This is a genomic window from Ochrobactrum sp. A-1 (assembly GCF_022488005.1).
Lineage (GTDB): Bacteria > Pseudomonadota > Alphaproteobacteria > Rhizobiales > Rhizobiaceae > Brucella.
In genome coordinates this window covers 160,838-186,433 of record NZ_JAKVQC010000007.1, presented here as the reverse complement: position 1 = coordinate 186,433, position 25,596 = coordinate 160,838, and the positions used below count along the sequence as shown (strand labels likewise).

Genomic DNA, 25,596 nt, shown 5'->3' with positions numbered 1-25,596 from the left:
ATAAACCTCAAAATTCACACCTCAACGAAAGTGCGAATATCCGCACATTTTTATTTTCAATGTGTGCGAAATAATGCACTATTGAAACAATGAATTCGAACTCTTCCAAAGAGGGCATCACTGCCCAATCCGATACTTCCAACCGCCACACATGGGCGTTGTTTGGGCTGTTTTGGGTTGTGGTTTTCGCTTTCGCTTTGTGGATTGTCGGCGATTTTGCGCGGAACAAAGCCATCCTGACAATGGGTGAGCAGACAAGGATCGATGCTAATCTCAACACAGCATTACTGCGGGCAGTCCTCGATAAACAGCGCGCACTGCCTCTGGTCCTCTCAAAGGATAAGGCACTTGAAGTAGCGCTTCAGGACAAAACGTCAGCGACAATCAATCCTTTGAACGAGAAGCTGGAGACGCTGGCGCAAGGCACGCAGGCTGCCGTCATTTATCTTGTGGGCATGGATGGCATTGCCATTGCTGCAAGTAACTGGCGCGGACCAACAAGCTTCGTCGGCAACGACTACAAGTTCCGCCCCTATTTTCACGAGGCGCTGAAAAACGGAGATGCGGAGTATTTCGCACTCGGCAATGTCAGCAATCGCCCCGGCCTTTACATATCCCGTCGTATTGATGGGCCGAACGGACCGCTGGGCGTGATTGTCGTCAAGCTGGAATTCGACCGTCTGGAGAACGACTGGAACAATGCCGGACGACCGACATTCGTCACAGACGAGCGCAACATTGTACTGATTACCAGCCTGTCGTCTTGGCGCTTCATGACCGTTGGTTCAATCGGTCAGGAACAACTCCAGCCCATCCGTGATAGCCTGCAGTTTGGTAACGCACCTCTCACCGCGCTGCCGTTAGCGGTTAAATCAATCGGCGGCGGCGATGTTCTTCTGATCGACGCACTGCTACCGGGCAACGCCCGCAATACCGAGTTTCTAGCCATTCGTTCAACCGTGCCTTCCACTCCATGGCAAATGTACAGTCTCGCTCCAATCCGCCCGCAAATTACCGCGGCCATGCGTGAAGCGCGTCTGTTTACCTTTATTGTTCTGGCAACAATTGCCACGGTTGCCGGACTTCTTTTGCGACGCAGGCAGAAAATCGCAGCACGCATTGCCGATGCCCAACGCAGACAAGCAGAGCTGGAAGAGCGCGTGGAGGAGCGCACCCGCGATCTCAGCTTGGCGCGTGACCGTCTGCAGGCCGAAATCAGTGACCATCGTCGCACCGAAACAATGCTGCAAGGCGTCCAGCAGGATCTTGTTCATGCCAACCGGCTTGCCATCATGGGCCAAGTTGCGGCTGGAGTAGCACATGAAATCAACCAGCCGGTTGCAACCATTCGAGCCTATGCTGATAATGCAAAAACCTTCATCGAACGGAAGCACCTCTCCGATGCAACCGAGAATCTCGATGAAATCGCGGCACTGACAGACCGTATCGGCACAATCACAGGTGACCTTAAAGCACTCGCCCGAAAAGGCCGCTCTCCTTCCGAGCCGACCTCGCTCAGCCAGGTCATTTCAGGCGCGCTGGTACTGTTACGAAGTCGGTTCTCCGGACGCATGGATCAGCTTGATATCGCGCTGCCGCCGTCCGAACTGCGCGTGATAGGCCAGTCCCTCCGCCTTGAACAGGTTTTCATAAACCTATTCCAGAATGCGCTGGAAGCTGTTGATTTAAAAGAAAATGACGGACAAATAGAAGTTCGTACACAGGTGAATGACGATAAGGTCATCATCACGGTCTCCGACAATGGACCCGGTATGCCACAGCATATTCGCGACAATCTGTTTTCGCCATTCAACACATCGAAAGAAAAAGGACTCGGCCTCGGTCTTGTGATCGTCAAGGAGATCATCACCGACTATGGCGGAACCATATCCGCCGAAAGCAGCACCGCAGGTACATCTTTCCGCATTGAATTGAGAAAAGCATGATGGACAAGTCCCCTTCCGTTATTCTCGTCGACGATGACAAGGCGCTGCGCCGCGCCACCCGTCAAACGCTTGAACTTGCCGGTTTTGGAGTTGCCGACTTTCCAAATGCATTGGATGCCTTGAACAACGTTACAACTGAGTATGACGGCATTGTCGTTACCGATATCCGTATGCCGCAGATCGATGGTCTCCAGTTCTTTGCGCGGATCAAGGCCATCGACCCTGATTTGCCGGTAATCCTGATTACCGGTCATGGGGATATTCCGATGGCCGTACAGGCCATTCAGGATGGTGCCTATGATTTCATTGCTAAGCCATTTGCGGCCGACCGGCTCGTGCACAGCATCCGCCGCGCATTGGAAAAGCGCCAGTTGATTTTGGAAAACCGCGCCCTGCGTGAAGCCGCCGAGAATGTGGAGGGAGATCTACCATTGATCGGCCGAACACCGGCGATGGAAAATCTGCGCCGAACCTTGCGCGATATCGCCGACACTGATGTCGATGTTCTCGTGGCTGGTGAAACCGGCAGTGGCAAGGAAGTCGTCGCACAATTGCTGCACAACTGGGGCCGCCGCCGCAAAGGCAATTTCGTGGCACTCAATTGTGGAGCCTTGCCCGAAACGGTGATTGAAAGTGAGCTGTTCGGTCATGAGGCCGGGGCCTTTACGGGTGCGCAGAAAAAGCGGCTCGGACGGATTGAACATGCAAGTGGTGGCACGCTGTTTCTCGATGAAATTGAAAGCATGCCCGCAGCGACACAGGTGAAGCTGCTGCGCGTCCTTGAGATGCGCGAAATCACACCACTCGGTACAAATGAGGTTCGCCCGGTCGACCTGCGGGTTGTAGCAGCAGCAAAGATAGACCTCGGCGACCCAACCCAAAGAGGCGATTTTCGTGAAGACCTCTATTACCGGCTGAATGTCGTCACGCTTTCCATCCCGCCGTTGAGAGAAAGGCGGGACGACATTCCGTTACTCTTCGCACATTTCCTGACGCGGGCGTCGAAACGCTTCAATCGCGATGTGCCGGCCATAGATGCAACCACGCACCGTTATCTTATGAGCCACAACTGGCCGGGAAATGTCCGCGAACTGGCGCATTTCGCCGACCGCGTGGCGCTTGGTGTAGCGAAACCGGCACATTCGCCGCAGCCAGCGATCAGTGATCAAGAGCCCCTCCCCAAAAGGCTCGAGCGCTACGAAGAAACGCTCATACGCGAAACGCTCGCCGCACATAATGGCAATGTTCAGGAAACAATTGAGGCGCTCGGTATTCCTAGAAAGACCTTTTACGATAAGATGCAGCGCCATGGCATCAATCGCGCGGACTATCGCGCCAATGGTGATTGAAGTTCATCCGCCATTTGTCTGGGAGGACCACGATGACTTTGAAACTCTACCTTCACCCCTTTTCGTCATACTGCCAGAAAGCGATAACAGCCTTCTATGAAAAGGACTTAGTTTTCGAAGCAAGAATGCTGGACGGCACGGAACCAGTGGCCAGCGAATTCACCTCACTTTGGCCCTTCGGTAAATTTCCTGTGCTAACGGACAATGGAAAACTGGTGTTTGAGGCGACGGGTATTATCGAATATCTAGAAGCCGCCTATCCGCATACCAGACGGCTGATCCCATCAGACCCGCTGGTCAGCGCGGACGTGAGAATGTGGGATCGCTTCTTTGATAATTACATAAACTACCCACAACAACGCCTTGTTTACATTGCACTTGGTCGCGAACATGACGACGGTGGTGACCGCTGGCGAGCGGCATTCGATACAGCCTACGCATTTCTAGATCGACACATGGAAGGACGCGAGTGGGTCTCGGGCGATGATTTCAGCCTTGCGGATTGTGCTGCCGCACCTTCCCTGCTTTATGCAGACTGGACCTATGCCATTCCCGAAAAATTCGCCAACGTTTGGGCCTATCGCAAACGCTTGCTTGCGCGACCGAGTTATGCCCGTGCGCTCGACGAAGCACGGCCTTTCCGTCACTTGTTTCCATTGGGAGCGCCTGAAGAAGGCAGAGATTGATAGCCTACCGTGGCGAAGCGATCAGCTGACCCGAGGAGACGTGTTGCATGACTTCCATCGGAATGCCGTAGATTTCCTCAAGGCGGTCAGGCACCATGATACCCTTTGGGGTCGATTGCGCGATCAACCTGCCGCTGTGAAGCGCAAACACTTCATCGCAAAAACGCGCAGCCATATTTACGTCGTGCAACACGACAAAGACGCTCAGTTCCTTTTCGTGTGACAGCTTACGCACAAGTGAGAGAACTTCGATCTGGTGCGCGATATCAAGCGCCGATGTCGGTTCATCAAGCAAAAGGCATTCCGCATCTTGAGCAACCAGCATGGCGAGCCAGACACGTTGACGCTCACCGCCTGAAAGCGTGTCTACCAAACGGTCAGCGAAAGGGGCGATCCCGGTCAACTCAATGGCTTCTTCCACTTTCCTACGGTCGGCTTCTCCAAAACGACCAAGGGCGCCATGCCATGGGTAGCGTCCCAATGCCACGAGTTCCTTGACCAGAATGCCTGCGGCCGGCGCCGTCTGCTGCGGAAGATATGCGAGCTTTCGCGCAAATTCACGGTCGCCCCATTCACCAAGCGTCTTACCCGCAAAGCGTACAGTCCCGCCCGACGCAGGCTGCTGCCGCGCCAAGATTTTCAGAAGCGTCGACTTTCCGGAACCATTGTGCCCAATGAGTGCTGTCAGACATCCTCCCGGTATGGACATGGTCAGCGGCTGCAACAGAGTGCGTCCGGCGACCGAAAAGGAAACATTTTCAAGTTCGAACAGGGCGGAGCTCATCAATCTCATTCCAGATTTGGTCAAGTCCAGATGTTTGTCCTGCAATAAAGCAGTTCATCAAAGGTTGATAGCAAAATATGAGAAAGATATACATGTTTTGAGAAACACCATCAGGAAGAAGAATTTGGGCTTCCATCCGCATATGAAAAGCCACATCGAGGACGTCAGCTTGCTGGACGATCTTCACTATCGCGTATGGAACGGCGCAATAGCTGATGTATGGTCGGTCGATTGCGGACCGGGCGCGCGCGGGGAATATGTCTCGGAAGCGCCGCGTCTTTTTTCTTGTACTTGAAAGCCGAGGCGAACTGGCCATCTGTCCTGAGCGGACCAACCGCACGCTAGCCGATATCCAGTCCCAGCAAAGGCTTTGCTATATCCCTGCGGGAATGACGATCTGGAGCCGGGTGACGCGCCCGGGAAAACTGAAGCATCTCGATCTGCATTTCGATGTTGCCAACCTGCAAAAACGTTTCGGCTACGCCTTAAGCAAGTGCAGCATTGAGAAGCCACGTCTGTTCTTTTCCAACCCGAAGATTGAACAGATCGGTTCTCTGCTGGCGGAAGAATGCCTTTCTAAAGCACCTATGCACGACCTTCATGGAGAAGGCCTGTTAACCGCGCTCGTCGCCGAACTGTTTGAAGCAAAACTGGAACAACGGCCGCGCAACAGCCAGCTTTCGCCGCGACAATTGCGTCGCGTGACGGAATTCATGGAAGACAATTATGCGCGCGTCATCCGCCTTCAGGAACTGGCGACGCTCGCGGGGCTGTCTGAATCTTATTTTTGCAGTGCCTTCAAGGCCTCGACAGGTATTTCACCCCACGCCTGGCAAATGCAGAAGCGCATCGATCGAGCGCAGATGCTGCTTTTGCAACCAAGCGTTTCCCTGCCCCATATCGCAGCTCTAACCGGCTTCGCCGATCAGGCACATTTCACACGTGTTTTCAAGAAACTGACTGGCATCACGCCTGCCGCCTGGAGCAGGCAACAACTCCAGTAAATCCGAGCCGAATGATATTCGAAGGGCTTCATACATTAGCCAAAAATCATTCAACTGGTCGAAATAATGAGCAATCTTCCAGCAATATCTTGATGTAAACACTCATATTAATTCGCAACATGTCACAGCTTTGACGTGTTTTGCGCACCCGGCCCGTGCCTTATTAGGCATCAACGCGCCGGATCATATATGGGATTTCTCGAGGGGCTTGCACCGGATGACGACATCGATAAAGCAACATTTCCTGATCCTGCTGGGTAACGCAGCGTTTACAGCTTTGGCGCTCTCGGCAGCTAGTGCGCAAGAAACGAACAATGCAGTTCGTCTTGAGACAGTTGTCGTGCAGACAGGAAATGGCCGAAACGACGAGGGCGTTGCGCCGGTGACGGGCTTCGTGCCGACGAAAACTATAACAGGATCTAAGGATAGCGTTGCCATCGAAAAGATCCCACAATCTGTATCAGTCGTAGGTCGCGAACAGATGGATGCCGTCGGTGCGCAAAAACTGGACGAAGCACTCCGCTATACGCCCGGCGTGCTCGGGCAGCCTTTCGGCGTCGATAATGATACCGACTGGCTCTACATTCGCGGTTTCGAAGCCACCCAGTACGGCACTTATCTCGACGGTTTGCAGAACTTCAGCTACGGCTTCGGCGGCTTCCTGATCGATAGCTTCGGCATCGAGCGTATTGATGTTCTGCGTGGTGCATCGTCTGCCCTTTATGGCGGCTCCAACCCTGGCGGCATCGTCAATTATATCAGCAAGCGCCCGACCGGCGAGCGGCTGCGTTATCTCGAAACGGGCATTAATAGCTACGGCAACGCCTATCTCGGCTTCGACATCGGAGACAAGGCCAGCGAAACGGTCAATTACCGATTGAACGGCAAGATTCAGGGCGGTGACAATTATACGGACTTCGCCAAGGAATTTCGCGGTGTCATCTCGCCGAGCATTGAATACAAGCCCGACGAAGCAACCAAGCTGACCATTCTCGGCAACTATACCCACCTCAATCTGACCCATGATGGCGGTGGCTTTCTTCCCTACTACGGCACTGTTGTTCCGACCGAATTCGGCAGGATTTCGCGCAAAAGGAACTTCACCGAGCCCGACATCGACTCCTACGAGCGCGAACAGGCTTCCATTGGCTATGAGTTCGAACATCAGTTCGACAATGATTGGACCGTACGTCAGAATGTGCGCTACGGCTTTTCACACGTGAAAGAACACAGCCTTTATGCGTATGGATATGAGGGGTTCCTGCCGCAGCCGGCACCGGGCAATCCGAATATCGCGCGCATCAACTTCAAGCACGATACGACTGTCAATACCTTCCTTGCCGACAATCAGCTTGAAGGAGCGGTCGATACTGGCGCGCTGACGCATAACCTTCTGTTTGGTATAGAGTACCGTTATTTCCGAATTGACCAGATGCAACAGACTGGCGGAGCGACCGTTATCGACGGCTTCAATCCTGTCTACGGTGAACCGCAGGGACCAATGTTCGATCCTTATATCGATCAGGATTTGCGGCGCCACCAGATCGGCATTTATGCTCAGGATCGCATGGAATTCGGCGACGGTTGGATCGCGACCTTCAACGGCCGTTACGACTATGTCAAAACCGATGCGACGGGATTGCCAAGCTACGAATATAACAAAGGCAAGGCCTCTGGGCGTGCAGGCCTCGGCTATGAATTCGACAATGGCATAACGCCTTATGTCAGTGTCGCGACCTTCTTCAATCCGATCATCGAAACGCTGGCAGACGGCAGCTACGCTCAACCAGAGACCGGAGCACAGTATGAAGTGGGCCTCAAATACCGTCCAGAACTTTTCGATGGCTTGATTACCGCTTCGCTGTTCGACCTGACCAAGGAAAATGCCCTCACCGGCTCCAGTTTCGCGCGCGAACAGCTGGGCAAGGTCAACTCTCGCGGTTTCGAGCTCGAGGTTCAGGCCAACATCACCGACGAATGGAAAGTGACCGCTGCGGTTACCGCCTATGATCTGAAAATCAAGGAAAACGACAGCAATCCCGATATCATCGGAAATCGCCCCTATCTCCTGCCAGAACAGCAGGCCTCCGTTTTTGTCCAGTACAAAGTACCGGATGGTACACTTCATGGCGTGACCCTTGGCGGCGGTGTGCGCTATCTCGGCTCGTCATATGCTGATGAACAAAACACCCTCAAGGTACCAGCGGTGACGCTTGCCGACCTGAAGCTTGGTTACCAAAAAGACAATTGGGGCGTCGACTTGAACATCACCAATCTGTTCGACAAAAACTATGTGGCGGGATGTCAGGGCATTTATGTTGTGGCTATGGTGAAGGACGCAAGGCGCTCTTGAAAATTCACACCAAGTGGTGATCTTAAAGCGCAATATCAAAGGGTGTTGCAACTACGGCAGCACTCTTTGGGAATTGTCTATAGGGATTGCATGAACTCGTGTAGGACCACAGCCTGATTATGCTCTTCGTCCTTTGCGCCGTATAACAGCGTCAGCCGCCCACCTCTTGCCTTGGCTTCGGCGATCAAATCCTCCAGTGCTGGTTTATGACCTTCCAGCTCTCGGCGGTATTTTTTCTGGAAATCATTCCATTTCACCGGATCATGGCCGAACCATTTGCGAAGATTCGTCGATGGTGCGACATCCTTGGCCCAAAGATCTATATCCGCCTTTTCCTTCGTCATGCCACGCGGCCAGACGCGATCCACGAGGACCCGATAGCCGTCATCCGGCGAAGGAGCTTCATAAATCCGCTTCAAGTCAATTGTCGTCATTAGGAATGGCTCCTCAATATCCTGCCGACAGATATGGCGGGGAAAACGCATTCGACAAGTCGACACAATCTGGCTCACAAAATAAAAAGGCCGCTGCAGACTGGACATTTCATGTCCGGCAAGCAACGGCCTTTGATGGCGAAAACCGGACTGCGAGGGAGCCGCCGGTTTTCGCGCGAAACGGAAAACTTAATACTTCTTGGCCGGAGCGGCCTTCTTATGCGACTTCTTTGTAGTGTGATGCTTCTTGTGAGCCGAAGCCTTCTTCGCATGATGCTTGGTGGTTGTCATGTGGGTTGCAGCAGCCGGAGCAGCGTTAGCAGCGCTTGCCGTCAGGACAGGAGCGGACAGGCCCAGAACGACAGCCATGCCAAGAGCAGAAATAAGGGACTTCTTCATTTTCCGGTTCCTCAATTGGGTTTTCCGTTCGGGGTCTTCCCCGCCGGAGGTAAAGCAGTTTCCTGTCCGCCTGTGTCGGCCATGTCAGGTTTGACCCCTAGAAGCTTGAGGGCCTCGGCATAGGCTCGCAGGCCCTGTGCCTCTCTTCTGCTCGCGCAGAATTTCATCCCCCTCTTCTGCAAGGTCTCCGCCTGGCGAGCCTGCCGAGTTTCGACACGACCGGAAAGTGCGGTTTGCAGTTGATGCTGAAGCCTGTCACACCGTTCGCTGCGTGTTACGAGTTGCACCGCCATTGCTCCGTTGGGAAGCGGACAGGACAGCAGACCCGCTAGACAAAGTGTTGAAAGAAACGCTTTCGCAGATGTTTTCGATATAAAAATCGAGTTGAACATACGAATTCGATCTTTCATAGGGCTTCAGCTTCTTCAGCGAGACCATTATTGCACGCCTTGTTTGCGCTTGTTTTTCGCGTCTGTTGCAATTTGTTTCTGAATTGTAGCGCCATGCAAATGCCGGTTAAAAACCGAAGCTTGAGGCTTTTTATCGTCGTAATCCGGGCGCTACTATCACAAGACTCATAGCTATTATGGAAGCTGCAAATTGAAAGAAGACGCCCACGTTCTGATTGTCGATGACGATAAGGATATACGTGACCTTCTGCACGAATTTCTCAAGCGCCGCGGCATGCGCGTTTCCATCGCCCAGAACGGCGAGGAGATGCATGATGTAATGAGCCGCACGGCCATCGATCTGATCATTCTGGACGTTATGCTTCCCGGCAAAAGCGGCATCGAAATATGTCAGGATATCCGCCGTCATTCGCGTGTTCCGATCATCATGTTGACGGCAATTGCCGATGCGGCCGACAAGATACTGGGCCTTGAAATCGGCGCCGATGACTATCTGGCAAAGCCGTTCGATCCGCGCGAGCTCCTCGCCCGTATCCGCGCTGTGCTCAGGCGCCTGGAAAACAGCCGTGGTCCCAGCCGCCCCGTCACTCACAGCTACCGCTTCGCTGGCTGGACACTCGACTGCGCGCGCAGGCGTCTTACGTCTCCGTCCGACGTGCGCGTCGAACTGACCACGGCAGAGTTCAATCTGCTTGAAGCTTTCGCCAAAAGTTCGCAACACATCCTTAGCCGTGATCAGCTGATGGAACTGGCCGGAAATCAAGCTGTTTACGGCTATGATCGAAGCGTCGACATCCTAATCAGTCGACTGCGACGCAAATTGAATGACGATCCTCGCTCCCCCAAACTGATCCTCACCATTCGCGGCGGCGGCTACCAGTTCGGCCATGAGGTCGAAATGGAATGAGGTTTCCCTTTCCTCGTTCCCTGCCAAGCTGGCTTCTCACAATTCTGATCAGCGGCCTCCTGATTACACAGATTGCTACGCTCTGGATTGTTTCGCAGGATCGCAAGGATGCGAACAATGCGCTGGAGCTGTTCCGTCTCAGCGAAAGAGCGACGGCCCTCGTCAAACTGCTTAGCTCAACACCAGTCAGCGACTGGAACAGTCTTGCCACTCGCCTGACAACTTCCGGTCAGGGCATCACGATCACGATACAACCCGATGTGTCGACTGTGCTGGCTAGTGAAGATGACCTCGCTGAGCTCGAAGACGTCCTTGTCGCGCGTCTGGCACGTTATGGCGTTATCGACGCCCGTATACGCCGCGATAAAATTACACATGGATTTCGTGCCGCTTCGACACAGACCACTGACAACGGTGATATCGGCGATGTCGAAAAGCAGATCAACGATCTTGCAGCAACGACAAACTTGAGCGCCAGCCTGACCACTTCACTGCAGTTCGGCGACGGACGCTGGATGAACTTCACTACAAGGATCACCCCGGCCGATCCGATCATCACGACCGAAACCATTCCTCTGTTTGCGCTTGTAGCGCTTAGCGTGGTTCTCGTGGCGATATGGGCGACCCGCCGTCTGACAGCACCCTATCGGGTGCTCGAACGCGCCGTGCACCGGATTGGTGGCGACTTGAAAAGCGCGCCACTGCCTGAAGACGGAAGCCGTGAATATAAAGCTGCCGCGCAAGCCGTGAACACGATGCAATCGAAGCTACTTGATTATGTTGCTGAACGTGAACAGCTTGCGGCCGCCCTTGCGCATGACCTGCGCACTCCGCTCACACGCATCCGGCTTCGCCTGGCACTGGTCGAAGATGAAGCTCTGGCAAAGTCACTCGCCAAAGATCTCAATGATATTGAGGCGATCTCGCGCTCGGTAATCGACTTTGCAACATCCGAACTTGCCAATGAAAAGAAGGAGAAAGTCGATCTCTGGTCGCTTCTCCTGTCCATTGCCGACAATTACCCGCAGGCAACGCTGGATGAGAGAAACTCCGACCGACTGGACGCTGTAGCCTACTGCCAGCCCGTCTCGATCCAGCGCTGCATCACCAATCTGATTGATAATGCGCTTGCTTATGGTGGCAAGGCCAAACTCTCGCTTCGGCTAGACAGCAATGAGCTTGTGTTGCTTGTGAAGGATAGTGGTCCGGGTATTCCTGAGAACCAAATCAAGGAAATGTTCAAGCCCTTCAACCGGGCAGACAAATCCAGAAATCGGGACTCCGGCGGCTTCGGCCTCGGATTGACTATCGCCCGCAACGTGGCGCATGCCAATGCTGGTGAAATCTTTTTGAAAAACGATCCATCAGGTGGACTGGTCGCCGAGCTGCATCTACCGGCCTGGCGGGAATAGTCCCCGGAAGATATGCCTCCGGGGACAATGGTTCAAGCAAAGACGGTGTCGATCGCCTTTTTAGTAGCTGCAACAACCTTGTCTGCCTCCTCAGGCGTAAGGCAAAGTGGCGGCGCAAATCCCAGAATATCGCCTTCCGGCATGGCGCGTCCGATCACTCCATTGGCCAGCAGCGCCGTTGAAACCTGCGCGCCGATCTTCAGCGACGGATCGAAGAACTTGCGGTCGTCTCGATCTTCCACGAATTCGATCGCCGCCATCAGACCCTCGCCACGAATTTCGCCGACGTGCTTATGATCGCCGAGAGCATCCAGCAATGCCTTGCGGAAATAGACGCCTGTGGAACCGGCATTTTCAACGAGCTTCAATTCGTCGATCAGCTTGAGATTGGCGACGCCCGCCGCAGCGCAGATCGGATGGGCGGAATAGGTCCAGCCATGGCCGATTGGTCCCATCTTGTCCGATCCTTGAACCAGCACCTGCCACATCCGGTCCGATACAATCGAACCGGAAAGTGGTGCATAGGCCGAAGTCAGTCCCTTGGCGACGGTGATCAGATCGGGTTTCATGCCGTAGTGGTCGGAACCGAACATGCTGCCAAGACGGCCGAAGCCGGTAACGACCTCGTCTGCAACAAGCAGAATATCGTAGCGGTCAAGAACGGTTTGAATTTTCTGCCAATAGCCAGCGGGTGGCGGGACGATACCTCCGGTGCCCAGAACAGGCTCACCGATGAAAGCCGCGATTGTATCCGGGCCTTCTGCAAGGATCATTTCCTCAAGCTTGTCGGCGCAATGTTGCGAGAACTGCTCTTCACTCATAGAGCGATCCGCACGGCGGAAATAATACGGCGATTCCGTATGCTGGATTGGCGCGCGAGGCAGATCAAATGCATTATGGAAGGTCGCAAGACCGGTCATGCTGCCCGTCATCACGCCTGATCCGTGATATCCGCGCCAACGCGAGATAATCTTCTTCTTTTCCAGGCGGCCCAGAATATTGTTGTAATACCAGATGAGCTTGATGTTGGTTTCGTTCGCATCCGAGCCAGATAAACCGAAGTAAACGCGGCTCATATGCTCTGGTGCGCGGTCGATGATCATCTTGGCGAGCGTGATCGACACTTCCGTGCCATGACCGACATAAGCGTGATAATAGGCAAGTTTGCGCGCCTGCTCCGCAATTGCATCGGCGATTTCCGTCCGGCCATAACCAACATTGACGCAATAGAGGCCTGCGAAGGCATCAAGGCTCTTGCGACCGTTCACATCGGCAATATAAACGCCCTCGCCGCCTTCCAGCACACGCGTCGGTGTTTCGCCCCGCGCATGCATGCCCATATGAGTGGAGGGATGAAAGAAATGATCCCGGTCCCAGGCGGTGAGTTCATTGCTATTGTTCAACATAGTTATGTTCCTTTCCTGTCACTACGCTTTCACGCGGCGATGTCAATGCAGAGATATTTGAGTTCGGTGAAGGCCTCGAGGCCCTGATGGGAGCCTTCGCGGCCAAGACCGGATTGTTTCCAACCTCCGAAAGGGATCGGTGCGCCCGTGATCTTCGCGCGGTTAATCGCTACCATTCCGTATTCGAGCGCACGGCCCATACGGAGCTGTCGGGCGCCGTTTGTCGTTACGACATAGGCAACGAGACCGTATTGTGTGGCATTGGCACGCTCGACGACTTCATCCTCATCGTCAAATGCCGTGACGGCGGCAACTGGTCCGAATGTCTCTTCGTGCATGATCGCAGCATCATCCGGCACATCGATCAGCAGAGTCGGCTCAAAGAAAAGCCCAGCTTCCCCGCTCCGGTTACCGCCCACGACTATCCTGCTACCCCGCTGTTCAGCATCCCGCACATGTTCTTCGACCTTATCGACCGCCCGACTATGCATCAGAGGACCGATGTCAGATGCCGGATCGAGCCCGTTACCGAGCTTCAGCGCCGCAATGCGCGCTGCAAACACCTCGGTGAAGGCTTTCAAAATTCCGCGCTGGACAAAGATGCGGTTCGCAGCAAGGCAATCCTGACCGGATGTCGCGAACTTGGCAGCCAAAGCAACTTCTACCGCCCGCTCGATATCGGCATCATCGAAGATGATTAACGGCGCATGGCCGCCGAGCTCCATGACAAGCCGTTTCATCGTGTTTGCGCTTTTGGTGGCAATCAGCTTGCCGATTTCCGTTGAACCGGTGAAGCTCAGCCCCCGCACGCGCTCATCACGGCACAATACATCAACGATGGGCGCAGCCTTGCCTGCCACAACATTGAATATGCCGGCAGGCATTCCGGCACGTTCGGCCAGTTCGGCCAAGGCAAGCGCGGAAAGCGGTGTTTCTGAAGACGGATGCACGACCACCGGGCAACCGGCGGCAATAGCTGCAGCCGCCTTGCGTGTAATCATGGCATGCGGAAAATTCCAAGGGGTAACAAGCGCGACAACGCCCAGCGCCTCACGGCGCACAAGCATTTCTGCATTCGCGAGATGGCTCGCTATGGTTTCGCCATTGAGCCGTTTCGCTTCTTCAGCAAACCACTCGATGAAAGATGCGCCATAATCGATCTCGCCGCACGATTCAGCCAGCGGCTTGCCCTGCTCCAGCGTCATCAGCAATGCTAAATCTTCGCGATTTGCCGTGACCAGCTCGAACCACCGCCGTAAGACTGCCGATCGTTCCTGGGGTAGCTTATCACGCCAAGCTGGAAGCGCCTTTACTGCGGCGTCGATTGCAAGCGTCGTCTCCGCTTCGCCAAGACTTGCCACACGAGCAAGCCGCTGACCGGTTGCAGGATCGAGAACGGGGAAGGTTTCTGCCTTTTCTCCTGCTACCCAACGCCCATCTAAATAACCCAGTTCGCGAAAAAGATGTTTGTCGCGAAGCTTGCAAAGCCCGTCATGTTGTATCGGATGATCCAGAACGGCATTCATTGTTCTTCTCCCAATTCAGGAAGAAGTTTGTCACAGGATGGCTCCAGATTCGGACCAAAGACATCTCACCGAACATGTAAATTGGACTAAATTTAAAAGCCAGACAGCCTGTTTAGGCTAGCCCGTGACTTCATTGAATAGCGACAAAGGCGCACTCGCCTTCTCGTCCTTGACCAGTTTTGTCACGATATAGGTGAAATAGCGCTCAATACCGATGTTCTGATCCAAAAGGTGGTCAATCAGGCGCTGATAACCGTCAATATCGCCTGCGACGATCATCAGAAAATAATCCACACCACCACCAACCGACCAGCAGGACACGATTTCGGGTACGGCTGTGATCGCTCTCTCGAACCGGTCGAAATCGCCTTGACGATGATTGCCCAGGGTGATCTGCACAATAACATGCGCAATCGGTGCTATTTTTCGATAGGCGATGCGCGCGTGATAGCCCGTCACGATGCCCGCCTCTTCCAGCTTGCGCAGTCGCAGCCAGCAAGGTGTCGCAGAAAGTCCAACCTTCTCCGCCAAGGCAAGCTTTGTGATCCGCGCATTCTCCTGAACGGCTTCGAGAATGCGCAAATCGACGGCGTCGAGCTTCAAGGCGGCTTTCATTCTGTTGATCCAGCATCTGCAAATATTTCAGTTCTCATTGGCATGCCCCTGCGTCGCTGGCAAGGCTTAAGCATAGAAAGTCGCTACAGATCAAAATTGTAATGATCCAATATAATTATTGACATGAACAAACTGGTCTTTCACACATAGAGGCAAGAACAAAAATCAAGCATATGGGGAACGAGGATGCGGCCTTACGGTTTCGCACGTGGTGCATTATTGCGCCTCAGTGCGTTCATCCGTTACCGCCTCGGCAGAACTCGACACAGCTTTCCCCATTGCCATGACGCTATGAGAGGCAGCGCCGTGCAAAAAATGATTGGTCTTGATGAAATCGAAGCCGCTCACAACAGGCTGAACGGTCTTGTCGTGAGAACACCGCTTGTGCGCTCCGAATATCTCAGCGAACTTGTCGAAACACCAGTTTATCTGAAACTTGAAAATCGACAGACGACCGGCAGCTTCAAGCTGCGCGGCGCGACCAATACCGTCCTTAGTCTGTCGTCCGATGATCGCAAGCGTGGACTGGTGACCGCGTCAACCGGTAATCATGGGCGTGCTGTTGCGTATGCCGCTTCCGAACAAGGCTTGATCGCTACCGTTTGCCTCTCATCGCTCGTGCCGCGCAACAAGGTCGATGCAATCCACGACCTTGGTGCGGATGTGCGCATCGTTGGGAAGTCGCAGAATGACGCCATGGACGAGGTGGCGCGACTGGCGCGCGAAGAAGGAATGAACGTCATTCCGCCTTTTGATGATCCGCGCATTATTGCTGGACAGGGCACAATCGGTCTGGAGATCATTGATGACCAGCCGGACACCGGAACGGTTCTTATTCCTCTTTCAGGTGGGGGGCTTGCTGCAGGCATCGCCGCAGTAGTCAAAGCCCGACGCCCTCATAGCCGTGTGATCGGCATTTCGATGTGTCGTGGAGCAGCCATGGATGCCAGTCTCAAAGCTGGCAGGCCAGTCAATGTCGAGGAACTGGAGACACTTGCAGATTCGTTGGGCGGAGGCATCGGGCTCGACAACCATTGGACTTTTGCGATGTGTCGCTCATTGCTGGACGAGGTGGTTCTGCTCGATGAAGAAGAGATTGCAGCAGGGATCAGATACGCTGCGACGCACGAAGGGGAAATTGTCGAAGGGGCTGCTGCGGTCGGCATTGGTGCCTTGTTGAGCGGCAAGATCAGGCCAACAGGCCCCACTGCCATCATTATCTCAGGCGGTAATATCGATCCCCAACAATATCGCGCGATCATGGAAGACCGCTATCGGAGGGCAGGCTGATGGCTGAAATGAGAATTCTGACCGAAGCTGATCTGCGACAGATCATAGCTCTCGATCTCGAAAGCGTGACGTGCGTGGAGAATGCCTTCCAGGCACTTGCCCGTGGCGGTGTCAGCATGCCGCCAATTCTTCGACTGGACATACCGGCAGAGCGCGGCGAAGTCGATGTGAAGACTGCATATATTCCGAGGCTTGACAGTTTCGCCATCAAGGTAAGTCCGGGTTTTTTCAACAATCCTTCAATCGGCCTGCCATCCACCAACGGGTTGATGATCCAGTTTTCGGCCAAGACCGGGCTTATCGAAGCACTGTTACTGGACAACGGCTACCTGACCGACGTGCGCACGGCTGCAGCAGGTGCTGTCGCCGCAAAATATCTGGCGCGGAAAGACGCTCATGTGGCTGCCATCTTCGGCGCAGGCATGCAGGCTGCAATGCAGCTTGAAGCGCTGACCCTAGTGCGTCCCATCACCGAAGTAAGGGTTTGGGCACGCAAATTCGACAGCGCGCAAAAAGCTGCGCGAAGCTTTAGTGCAAAACTCGGAATCTCAGTGAAGGCAGTCGCAGATGCACAAGAAGCCTGCGACGGCGCTGACATCATTGTCACGACAACGCCATCGGAAACGCCGCTCGTCAAGGCCGGGTGGCTTGTCCCCGGCCAGCATGTTACCGCGATGGGTTCGGATGCCGAGCACAAGAACGAGATCGATCCTGCTCTGTTCCAGCGCCCAATCATCTATGTTGCCGACAGCCTGTCCCAGACGCGCAGGCTCGGCGAGTTGCATCATGCAATTTCGGCTGGGGTTGTTGCGACGGATGCTGTCTTCCCAGAACTCGGCCACATTGCACTCAATGCCCCGACATTCCAGCGGAAGGCAGAGGATATAACCTTCTGCGACCTCACCGGAACAGGCGTTCAGGATACGGCTATCGCGCGTCTTGCAACGGAGCGCGCCAGCCTGCGTGATGCAGGTACGAAAATCGATCCAACCAAAACTGCAGGAGCCAGTCGATGAGTGTGGAACTCAACTTCACCCGCGCGGAATACGATCAGCGGATAACCAAAACCCGTCGCGCCATGGAGAAGGCAGGCTTCGATATCATCATTGTCACCGATCCATCCAATATGCACTGGCTGACCGGCTATGATGGCTGGTCCTTCTATGTTCATCAATGCGTTGTGCTTTCGATGGAAGGGGAACCGATCTGGTACGGTCGCGGTCAGGATGGCAACGGTGCGAAACGCACTGCGTGGCTCAGCCACGACAATATTATCGGCTATCCCGATCATTACGTGCAATCGCTGGAGCGCCACCCCATGGATCTCCTGGCCTCGATGCTGGAAGAAAAGGGTTGGGGTAACAAAACCATAGCTGTGGAGTTCGACAATTACTGGTATACGGCTGCCGCTCATCACGCATTGCAGAAGCACTTGCCGAATGCCCGGTTCAAGGATGCGCAAGGACTGGTCAACTGGCAGCGTGCCGTCAAAAGCCCGACGGAAATCGACTATATGCGCAAAGCTGGCCGCATAGTGGAAGCCATGCACCGGCGTATCGTCGATAAAATTGAACCAGGTATGCGTAAATGCGATCTGGTTGCGGAGATCTACGATGCAGGCACGCGCGGCGTTGATGATTTCGGCGGCGACTATCCTGCCATCGTGCCACTGCTGCCTTCCGGACCGGACGCATCCGCACCGCACCTGACCTGGAATGATCTGCCGATGAAGACCGGCGAAGGCACCTTCTTCGAAATCGCTGGCTGCTATAAGCGCTATCATTGCCCGCTGTCACGTACCGTATTTCTCGGCAAGCCGACACAAGCCTTTCTTGATGCCGAAAAAGCCACCCTCGAAGGTATGGAAGCGGGACTTGCTGCCGCCCGTCCCGGCAACACCTGCGAAGATGTTGCCAACGGCTTTTTTGCTGTGTTGAAGAAGTACGGGATCATCAAGGACAACCGCACTGGCTATTCAATCGGCCTGTCCTATCCGCCAGATTGGGGCGAGCGCACGATGAGCCTGCGCCCCGGCGACCGCACCGAATTGCAGCCCGGCATGACCTTCCACTTCATGACAGGTCTCTGGTTGGAAACCATGGGGCTGGAGATCACCGAGAGTATCGTGATCACCGAAACGGGCGTGGAATGCCTGTCGAATGTGCCGCGCAAACTGGTGGTCAAGGATTAGGACGCTGCGATGATGCACACCTCGCCTCCCTCACGTCCCTCCCCAATCATACCGACCGTCGATCTCAACCACGACGGCGTGCAGCACGGACATCTGCGACTGCCTTGGTCCAGAGACGATTCCGCATGGGGATCGCTGATGTTACCGATCTGCGTGATCCGGAATGGCGACGGTCCAACGGCTCTCCTGACGGGAGCCAATCACGGCGATGAATACGAAGGTCCCGTCGCACTCTACGATCTCGCCGCCAATCTCAAACCGGAGCAGATCTGTGGGCGTGTTATCATTGTGCCGGCAATGAACTATCCAGCCTTTCTGGCGGGGACGCGAACATCCCCCATCGACAAGGGCAATCTCAACCGCAGTTTCCCCGGTCGCCCGGATGGCACCGTCACGGAAAAGATCGCGGACTATTTCACCCGCTACCTTTTGCCGGCAGCCGATATTGTTATGGATTTTCATTCCGGCGGACGGACACTCGATTTTCTGCCTTATGCAGCCGCACATGCCTTGCCCGATACGGCCCAGGAAGCTCGTTGCTTTGCTGCTGTCAAAGCCTTTTCTGCTCCATATTCCATGCGGATGATCGAGATCGACGCCGTCGGCATGTACGATACGATAGCGGAAGAAGCCGGCAAGGTGTTCGTGACGACCGAGCTTTCCGGCGGCGGCACAATTTCTGCCCGCACCGCTTCCATAGCCAAGCGCGGCATTCGCAACCTTTTGCGCCATGCAGGCATTCTGCAAGGAGAGGTGGAGCTTTCACCCACAACATGGCTCGATATGCCGTCGCAGGAATGTTTCGGCTTTGCCGATACCGAAGGTTTGCTTGAACCATTGGTCGATCTTGGCGCGGAGATACGCAAAGGTGACCTCATTGCGCGCGTTCATACCGTAACCCGCACGGGTGCAGCTCCGCAGGAATACCGCGCCGCACTCGACGGAATTCTCGCGGCCCGGCACTTTCCAGGCCTCATCAAGATGGGTGACTGCCTGTCGGTCACTGCCACGATCAGCAAGGAACCAGCCTCGAAATAAATCTATCAATACCAGCCAACCGACAAGCCGGACAGACAAACAACCGGCATTCAAAAAGAGGAGTGAACACGATGCGCATGAAACTACATACAATTTCAGCCCTGCTCTCGGCTGCGGCAGTCCTGACTCTTACGCTTCCGTCGCACGCCGTCACGGTCGATGAACTCAAGAGTGCGGGCTTCGTTCGCGGAGCAACAGCGAACGAAGTACCCTATGGTTATATGGACGAGAGCGGCACGGCGAAGGGCATCGGCCCAGACGTCGCGGCCGCGATCTTCAAGAAACTCGGTATCGAGGAAATCGACTGGACCGTTACCCCGTTCGGATCGCTCATTCCCGGCCTGAAGGCAAAGCGGTTCGAATTCGTCGCAGCCGAGCAGAACGTCCTGCCTGATCGCTGCAAGCAGGTAACCTTCACCGTTGCAAATTCGAGTTATGGTGAAGGCCTTTTGGTGCCCAAGGGCAACCCGAAGAATATCCATTCCTATGAAGACATCAAGAAGGATCCATCCCTGAAAGTCGCAATCGTTTCCGGTGCGGATCAGATCGACTTCCTGCATGGAATGGGTATCGATGAATCTCAGATCGTCATGATCCAGGGCAATGCCGATGCACCATCGACCGTCCAGACCGGGCGAGCTGATGCCTATGCCGCAACGGAACTGACAGTCGCCAAGCTGGTCGACAATTCACCAGAGTTGGAACAGGCGCATCCATTTACCGATCCGGTTGTCGATGGCAAATCTGCCAGAAGCTTCGGCGCTTTCAGCTTCCGTCCGGAAGACAAGGAATTCTACGAGGCCTTCAACAAGGAACTCATCGAGTTCAAGAAGACTGATGACTATAAGAAAATCCTTATGACTTATGGACTTAGCGAAGAAAGCGTAGAAGCTGCGCGAACCGTGGATACTGCCAGCCTCTGCAACGCAAAGTAAGTCGATTTGCTGCCCGCCGGATCGGTCAACGGCTCGGCGGGCATTGTCTCATCTCAACCGGGAGACGACCATATGCATTGGACGGAGTATCTTCCCGCCCTTTTCAAGGGGGCGCAAATCACCGCCATTCTTGCCCTCAGTTCGATGGCCATCGGCACTATACTGGCGTTTGCGGCCGGGATTGCCCGTTTTGCCGGCGGACCGATCCTATCCACGATTGCGGTGATCTATATCGAGATATTCCGCGGCACGTCTTTGCTCGTGCAACTGTTCTGGCTCTATTATGCCTTGCCGCTGATCGGCATTTCATTTGATCCGGTCACTACAGGCATCATGGGACTTGGGCTCAATATCGGTGCTTATGGCGCGGAAGTCGTGCGCGGTGCCTTACAGGCAGTTCCAGAAGCGCAACATGAAGCCGCGCGCGCACTCAATTTCAGTAAGGGACATACCTTGTTCCATGTCATCCTGCCGCAAGCCGTGGTCGAAATGATGCCAGCATTCGGTAACCTTGCAATCCATAATCTCAAGGATACTGCCCTTGCCTCGCTGATCGCCATCAGCGACCTGACCTTCCAGGCCCAACGCCTGCGCAACCTGACGCTCGATAGTGTGACGATCTATACGCTGACCTTGTTTGGATACTTTGCGATGGCGCTTGTACTTGCCGAAGCCATTCGCTGCATAGCGGCAATCTAGGTGAGATTCAGCGTCAATCAGGATGAGACTCGCGCCGGGGTGTGACGGAGTGAGGGCGTAGCCCGATCGTAGTCATACCCCGGCGCGGCGCAGAATTTGGCGTCTCAAGATCGCGGTCGGTCCGGTACATTTGCGGTTTTCTGGATTGGAGAACCAGTTTGTGCCGGGTTGCCATGTAACCGATCATCAGATGAGACTCTTCATGAAGTACCGACAAACGCATTCCGTAGAGGTCGCCGCAGCAAAAGCGTCGATCAGCCGAGCTACGGCATACCGCCTCGACAAGGAGGTGCAACTACCATCTCAGAGCAAAGCGCCGCGTGGACGCCGCCGCCCTGATCCCTTGGAGCCAATATTCGAGACTGAAGTCGTCCCGCTCTTGAAGGCCGCACCCGGCATCCGTGCCGTCGCTGTCTACAACGAGATGCTGCGCCGACATCCAGAACTGTCTGAAGGTATCCGCCGCACGCTTGAACGACGCATTCGGTCGTGGCGTGCTGTCCATGGCGAAGCGCAGGAGGTTATCTTCCGCCAGACGCACGAGCCAGGCCGGTTGGGCCTTTCGGACTTTACCGATGCCAGCGGTCTTGGTGTGACCATCGCCGGCCAGCCGCTTGATCACCTGTTCTATCACTTCCGGCTTGTCTGGTCGGGCTTCGAACATGCCCATGTCATTCTCGGCGGAGAAAGCTTTGTCGCGCTGGCCGAAGGGCTTCAAAATGCTCTATGGTCCGTGGGTGGTACGCCGCTTTATCATCGAAGCGACAGCCTTTCGGCGGCATTCCGCAACCTCGACGCCGATGCCAAGGTCGATCTCACGCACCGATACGACCAGCTTTGCTCCCATTATAGAATGACGCCGACGCGCAACAACAAAGGCGTCGCGCATGAGAACGGCTCGATAGAAAGCTCCCATGGCCATCTCAAGAACGCCGTTCATGATGCCCTGCTGATGCGGGGGACCAAGGAGTTCGACGATCTCGGTTCTTACCGCGCCTTTGTCGACGAGATCGTCAGCCGTCGCAATGCTGCCCATGGCAAGCGTATCGATGCTGAGCGATCCCATCTGCAGGCGCTGCCCGAGCGCAGGACCACGGACTTCGAAGAGATTGTCGTCACGGTGTCCCGGACGGGCGGCTTCACCTTGCGCAAGGTCTTCTACACCGTGCCATCCCGCCTGATCGGCCACAGGCTACGAGTTCGCCTGTTCGACGATCGGCTGGATGTCTTCGTCGGCGGTACGCATCTGATGACGTTGCGCCGCGGACGCGGCCACCCCGACGGGCGACACGATCAGGTCGTCAACTACCACCACGTCATCCATTCCCTGCGCAAGAAGCCGATGGCGCTCCGCGGCCTCGTTTATCGCGACAAACTCTTCCCGCGTCCGGAATATCGCAAGGCCTTCGAAGCCCTCATCGAGCATCTTCCCGACAAGCAGGCTTGCAAGATCACCGTTGAGCTTCTGGCATTGGCGCATGACCGTGGTTGCGAGCGCGAACTTGCCAAAGAATTGGCCAGGACCCTGGATGCGGGCGATTTACCGGATCTGGCCGCCATGCGAACGCTCTTCGGCCCGGATCCAGCCAAGCTGCCTACCGTTCATGTGCAGCTCGCATCGCTCAACGGTTATGAGGCCCTGATCGGGACAGGAGAAGCCGCATGAAGAACGCCCACGTGATCGACGAAGCACGGCTCGCCATCATGCTCAACGAACTTCGGCTACCGACCATCAAAACGCTGTGGCCGCAATTTGCCGAGCAGGCGGACCGGGAAGGATGGCCAGCAGCTCGCTTCCTGTCGGCTATTGCCGAGCACGAGCTGGCAGAGCGTGCCAATCGCAGGATTGAACGGCATCTCGCCGAAGCGCACCTGCCGCCCGGAAAGACCTTGGATAGCTTCGCCTTTGACGCGGTACCCATGATCTCGAAGGCGCAGGTCATGGCAATTACCGCCGGCGACAGTTGGCTCGCCAAGGGAGCCAACATCCTCATGTTCGGTCCGCCCGGCGGAGGAAAGAGCCATCTTGCTGCGGCTATCGGCCTTGCGCTGATCGAGAACGGATGGCGGGTCCTGTTCACCCGGACTACCGATCTTGTGCAGAAGCTTCAGGTCGCCCGCAGGGAACTGCAGCTTGAGTCTGCCATCGATAAACTCAATAAGTACGACTTGCTCATCCTCGATGACCTCGCCTACGTCACCAAGGACCAGGCGGAAACAAGCGTGCTATTCGAGCTGATCTCGGCACGATACGAGCACCGGTCGATCTTGATCACTGCCAACCAGCCGTTCGGAGAGTGGAACCGGGTCTTTCCAGATCCTGCCATGACACTCGCAGCAGTCGACCGGCTTGTGCACCATGCCACGATCTTCGAGATGAATGTCGAAAGTTATCGCCGCAGAACCGCGCTTGAGGAAAAACGCCAGCGGGGCCGACCGGCCTCGTTTGCGACAATCAGGACCTCAACGCTGTCTGTCGCGCAGCGGCAATCAGAAAACGAAGAAGAACTTGTCACCGGCAATCAGCATGATAATTTGATCCCCACCGCGACCTAAGAATCTCATCCAGATCGTCGCAAGCGTCTCATTCTGATTGTCGCGCTATACATTCGCTGGCTGGAGAGACGTTTGAGACGTCAAACCATGGCTGGAGGTTTCGCATGATCTACGGCTATGCCTGGGACACCTCGTCCACACTCTCCTTCGCGATTTCCATTCTGCCAATTCTGGCGATTGGTCTGACTGTAACCCTGAAAGCGGCTGCAACCGGGTTAGCAATTGCGCTCGTCCTTGGCCTTGTCTTCGCGCTTCTGCGCCGCAGTCCATACAAGATCATATCCTGGCCAACAGCAGTTGTGGTGGAGTTTCTTCGTGATACACCACTGCTCGTGCAGCTGTTTTTCCTGTACTACGTGCTGCCGGTCTACGGCATTGTCTTGCCTGCCTTTCTGACTGGCGCACTGGCACTTGGTCTTCAGTATTCAGCCTATACGTCGGAAGTTTATCGCGGAGGTATCGAAGCCATTCCGCGCGGACAGTGGGAAGCAGCACGCGCCTTGAATCTCACGCCTTGGCGCACCTATCGGGATATTGTCATTCCGCAAGCCATACCCCGGATCATCCCAGCCATGGGCAATTACCTTGTCTCCATGCTGAAGGAGACACCGGTTCTGTCTGTTGTGAGCATTGTCGACATGCTGAACCTCGCCAATCTGATCGGCGATCGCACCTTCGAATATCTCGTGCCATTGTCGATGGTCGGCTTGATCTTCCTTGTGCTGACCCTCATCTGTTCAGCGCTCATACGCCTGCTCGAACGCACACTTCCAAAGAACGGGATCGCTCTCAAATGACCCAGGAAATTATCCGCTTTCAGGACGTAACCAAGCGCTTCGGAGCCCTGACTGTACTGGATCGCTTCAATTTTTCGGTCAAGACAGGCGAGAAGGTTACGCTAATCGGACCCTCCGGATCGGGAAAATCAACGGTGCTCCGCATTCTCATGACACTGGAGCCGTTTCAGGAGGGTACACTTGAGCTTGCAGACATGCCCTATCACGAGCCAAACGGAAAAGGGCAATTTCAGGCGAGCGAAGGCCATTTGCGCAAGATCAGATCGCATGTTGGCATGGTGTTTCAGAGCTTCAATCTGTTTCCGCATATGACGGTGCTGCGCAATATCATCGAAGCGCCGGTCCATGTTTTGGGCATGAAACGCGGCGAAGCGGAGGCTCGTGCCCTCGACTTGCTCTCACTTGTGGGTTTGACGGACAAGAAGGATCACTATCCCTCGCAGCTTTCAGGCGGCCAGCAACAGCGCGTTGCTATCGCCCGCTCGCTTGCGATGCGCCCGCGTGTCCTGTTGTTCGATGAACCGACATCGGCGCTTGACCCGCAGTTAGTAGGCGAAGTGCTCTCCGTCATTCGCAGCCTGGCACAGGAACATGATCTGACCATGCTTCTTGTCACACATGAAATGCGATTTGCTCGAGAAGTATCCGACCGCGTTTGTTTTTTTGACAAGGGACGTATCTGCGAGCAAGGCACCCCGGAACAGATATTCCAGTCACCGACAGAAGCTCGCACCAAGGAATTCCTGCAGTCTGTACTTTGAGATTGATCGTTTAGAGCGCGTTTCGATCTGATTGGATCAGATCGACGCTCTATCTCTTTGTTTTGACGCGTATCTTTTCCGAAAACCGTTTCACACTT

23 protein-coding genes and 1 pseudogene are annotated in these 25,596 nt (G+C 54.9%); 17 read left to right on the top strand and 7 right to left on the bottom strand.

What is annotated here, in order from left to right; all coding sequences use genetic code 11:
• Positions 1 to 89: 89 nt before the first annotated feature.
• The 3 genes from MKS82_RS18865 to MKS82_RS18855 are packed head-to-tail and all read left to right on the top strand — an operon-like array spanning position 90 to position 3,981.
• The gene (locus MKS82_RS18865; protein ID WP_109989285.1) at positions 90 to 1,946 is read left to right on the top strand and encodes an ATP-binding protein; all 1,857 of its coding nucleotides are present in this window, start codon (positions 90 to 92) and stop codon (positions 1,944 to 1,946) included.
• Positions 1,946 to 3,295, top strand: a complete 1,350-nt coding sequence (locus MKS82_RS18860; RefSeq protein WP_109989305.1) for a sigma-54-dependent transcriptional regulator — start codon at positions 1,946 to 1,948, stop codon at positions 3,293 to 3,295. Before MKS82_RS18865 ends, MKS82_RS18860 begins: the two co-directional genes overlap by 1 nt.
• A 32-nt stretch (positions 3,296 to 3,327) precedes the next feature.
• Positions 3,328 to 3,981: a glutathione S-transferase family protein gene (locus MKS82_RS18855; protein ID WP_109989284.1), complete on the top strand. Its 654-nt coding sequence runs from the start codon at positions 3,328 to 3,330 to the stop codon at positions 3,979 to 3,981.
• 4 nt (positions 3,982 to 3,985) lie between these two features.
• Here MKS82_RS18855 and MKS82_RS18850 read toward each other — a convergent pair whose 3' ends face one another.
• A complete protein-coding gene (locus MKS82_RS18850) occupies positions 3,986 to 4,765 on the bottom strand; it encodes an ATP-binding cassette domain-containing protein (RefSeq protein ID WP_109989283.1) in 780 nt (259 codons plus the stop codon).
• 257 nt (positions 4,766 to 5,022) lie between these two features.
• Here MKS82_RS18850 and MKS82_RS18845 point away from each other — a divergent pair, with 257 nt between their 5' ends.
• The gene (locus tag MKS82_RS18845) at positions 5,023 to 5,769 is read left to right on the top strand and encodes a helix-turn-helix domain-containing protein (protein ID WP_240579168.1); all 747 of its coding nucleotides are present in this window, start codon (positions 5,023 to 5,025) and stop codon (positions 5,767 to 5,769) included.
• Between the two features lie 217 nt (positions 5,770 to 5,986).
• Positions 5,987 to 8,142 (top strand): annotated as a pseudogene (locus tag MKS82_RS18840) (TonB-dependent siderophore receptor).
• 57 nt (positions 8,143 to 8,199) lie between these two features.
• Here the strand turns inward: MKS82_RS18840 and MKS82_RS18835 are convergent.
• The 3 genes from MKS82_RS18835 to MKS82_RS18825 all read right to left on the bottom strand — a co-directional run bounded on the left by MKS82_RS18835 (position 8,200) and on the right by MKS82_RS18825 (position 9,365).
• Positions 8,200 to 8,556, bottom strand: coding sequence for a DUF488 domain-containing protein (locus MKS82_RS18835; protein WP_109989282.1), 357 nt, complete (start codon positions 8,554 to 8,556; stop codon positions 8,200 to 8,202).
• Positions 8,557 to 8,745: 189 nt separating this feature from the next.
• Positions 8,746 to 8,955, bottom strand: a complete 210-nt coding sequence (locus tag MKS82_RS18830) for a hypothetical protein (protein WP_210205213.1) — start codon at positions 8,953 to 8,955, stop codon at positions 8,746 to 8,748.
• Between the two features lie 11 nt (positions 8,956 to 8,966).
• A complete protein-coding gene (locus MKS82_RS18825; protein ID WP_240579166.1) occupies positions 8,967 to 9,365 on the bottom strand; it encodes a hypothetical protein in 399 nt (132 codons plus the stop codon).
• A 190-nt stretch (positions 9,366 to 9,555) separates the two neighbouring features.
• Here MKS82_RS18825 and MKS82_RS18820 point away from each other — a divergent pair, with 190 nt between their 5' ends.
• Together MKS82_RS18820 and MKS82_RS18815 are read left to right on the top strand one after the other, a co-directional pair.
• Positions 9,556 to 10,272 (top strand): response regulator, encoded by a 717-nt coding sequence (locus MKS82_RS18820; protein ID WP_109989280.1) that lies wholly within the window; start codon positions 9,556 to 9,558, stop codon positions 10,270 to 10,272.
• Complete coding sequence (locus MKS82_RS18815; RefSeq protein ID WP_109989279.1) at positions 10,269 to 11,684, top strand: ATP-binding protein; 1,416 nt, start codon at positions 10,269 to 10,271, stop codon at positions 11,682 to 11,684. Before MKS82_RS18820 ends, MKS82_RS18815 begins: the two co-directional genes overlap by 4 nt.
• Before the next feature lie 32 nt (positions 11,685 to 11,716).
• Here the strand turns inward: MKS82_RS18815 and MKS82_RS18810 are convergent, their stop codons facing one another.
• From MKS82_RS18810 to MKS82_RS18800, 3 genes are all read right to left on the bottom strand, one after another.
• Positions 11,717 to 13,090, bottom strand: a complete 1,374-nt coding sequence (locus tag MKS82_RS18810; RefSeq protein WP_109989278.1) for an aspartate aminotransferase family protein — start codon at positions 13,088 to 13,090, stop codon at positions 11,717 to 11,719.
• A gap of 29 nt (positions 13,091 to 13,119) precedes the next feature.
• Positions 13,120 to 14,616, bottom strand: coding sequence for an NAD-dependent succinate-semialdehyde dehydrogenase (locus MKS82_RS18805; RefSeq protein WP_109989277.1), 1,497 nt, complete (start codon positions 14,614 to 14,616; stop codon positions 13,120 to 13,122).
• A gap of 117 nt (positions 14,617 to 14,733) precedes the next feature.
• Positions 14,734 to 15,219 (bottom strand): Lrp/AsnC family transcriptional regulator, encoded by a 486-nt coding sequence (locus tag MKS82_RS18800; RefSeq protein WP_181394327.1) that lies wholly within the window; start codon positions 15,217 to 15,219, stop codon positions 14,734 to 14,736.
• Between the two features lie 327 nt (positions 15,220 to 15,546).
• Here MKS82_RS18800 and eutB point away from each other — a divergent pair, with 327 nt between their 5' ends.
• From eutB to ehuA, 10 genes are all read left to right on the top strand, one after another.
• A complete protein-coding gene (gene eutB / locus MKS82_RS18795; protein WP_109989275.1) occupies positions 15,547 to 16,521 on the top strand; it encodes a hydroxyectoine utilization dehydratase EutB in 975 nt (324 codons plus the stop codon).
• Positions 16,521 to 17,537: a cyclodeaminase gene (locus MKS82_RS18790; protein ID WP_109989274.1), complete on the top strand. Its 1,017-nt coding sequence runs from the start codon at positions 16,521 to 16,523 to the stop codon at positions 17,535 to 17,537. The genes eutB and MKS82_RS18790 overlap by 1 nt, the downstream gene beginning before the upstream one ends.
• Positions 17,534 to 18,712 carry an ectoine hydrolase DoeA gene (doeA, locus tag MKS82_RS18785; RefSeq protein ID WP_109989273.1) on the top strand — a complete coding sequence of 393 codons (1,179 nt, stop codon included), beginning with the start codon at positions 17,534 to 17,536 and terminating at the stop codon, positions 18,710 to 18,712. The genes MKS82_RS18790 and doeA overlap by 4 nt, the downstream gene beginning before the upstream one ends.
• A gap of 9 nt (positions 18,713 to 18,721) precedes the next feature.
• The gene (doeB, locus tag MKS82_RS18780) at positions 18,722 to 19,750 is read left to right on the top strand and encodes a N(2)-acetyl-L-2,4-diaminobutanoate deacetylase DoeB (RefSeq protein ID WP_109989272.1); all 1,029 of its coding nucleotides are present in this window, start codon (positions 18,722 to 18,724) and stop codon (positions 19,748 to 19,750) included.
• Positions 19,751 to 19,821: 71 nt separating this feature from the next.
• Positions 19,822 to 20,685, top strand: coding sequence for an ectoine/hydroxyectoine ABC transporter substrate-binding protein EhuB (gene ehuB, locus MKS82_RS18775; protein ID WP_109989271.1), 864 nt, complete (start codon positions 19,822 to 19,824; stop codon positions 20,683 to 20,685).
• A gap of 72 nt (positions 20,686 to 20,757) precedes the next feature.
• Positions 20,758 to 21,384: an ectoine/hydroxyectoine ABC transporter permease subunit EhuC gene (gene ehuC / locus MKS82_RS18770; protein WP_240579165.1), complete on the top strand. Its 627-nt coding sequence runs from the start codon at positions 20,758 to 20,760 to the stop codon at positions 21,382 to 21,384.
• Positions 21,385 to 21,544: 160 nt separating this feature from the next.
• On the top strand, positions 21,545 to 23,050 hold the full coding sequence (gene istA, locus MKS82_RS18765) for an IS21 family transposase (RefSeq protein WP_105529096.1): 1,506 nt from the start codon (positions 21,545 to 21,547) through the stop codon (positions 23,048 to 23,050).
• The gene (gene istB, locus MKS82_RS18760; RefSeq protein ID WP_071634643.1) at positions 23,047 to 23,940 is read left to right on the top strand and encodes an IS21-like element ISRel5 family helper ATPase IstB; all 894 of its coding nucleotides are present in this window, start codon (positions 23,047 to 23,049) and stop codon (positions 23,938 to 23,940) included. Before istA ends, istB begins: the two co-directional genes overlap by 4 nt.
• A gap of 104 nt (positions 23,941 to 24,044) precedes the next feature.
• A complete protein-coding gene (ehuD, locus tag MKS82_RS18755) occupies positions 24,045 to 24,737 on the top strand; it encodes an ectoine/hydroxyectoine ABC transporter permease subunit EhuD (protein WP_240579164.1) in 693 nt (230 codons plus the stop codon).
• Entirely contained in the window at positions 24,734 to 25,498 is a 765-nt protein-coding gene (gene ehuA / locus MKS82_RS18750; protein ID WP_109989269.1) for an ectoine/hydroxyectoine ABC transporter ATP-binding protein EhuA, read from the top strand. Before ehuD ends, ehuA begins: the two co-directional genes overlap by 4 nt.
• Positions 25,499 to 25,596: the final 98 nt, after the last annotated feature.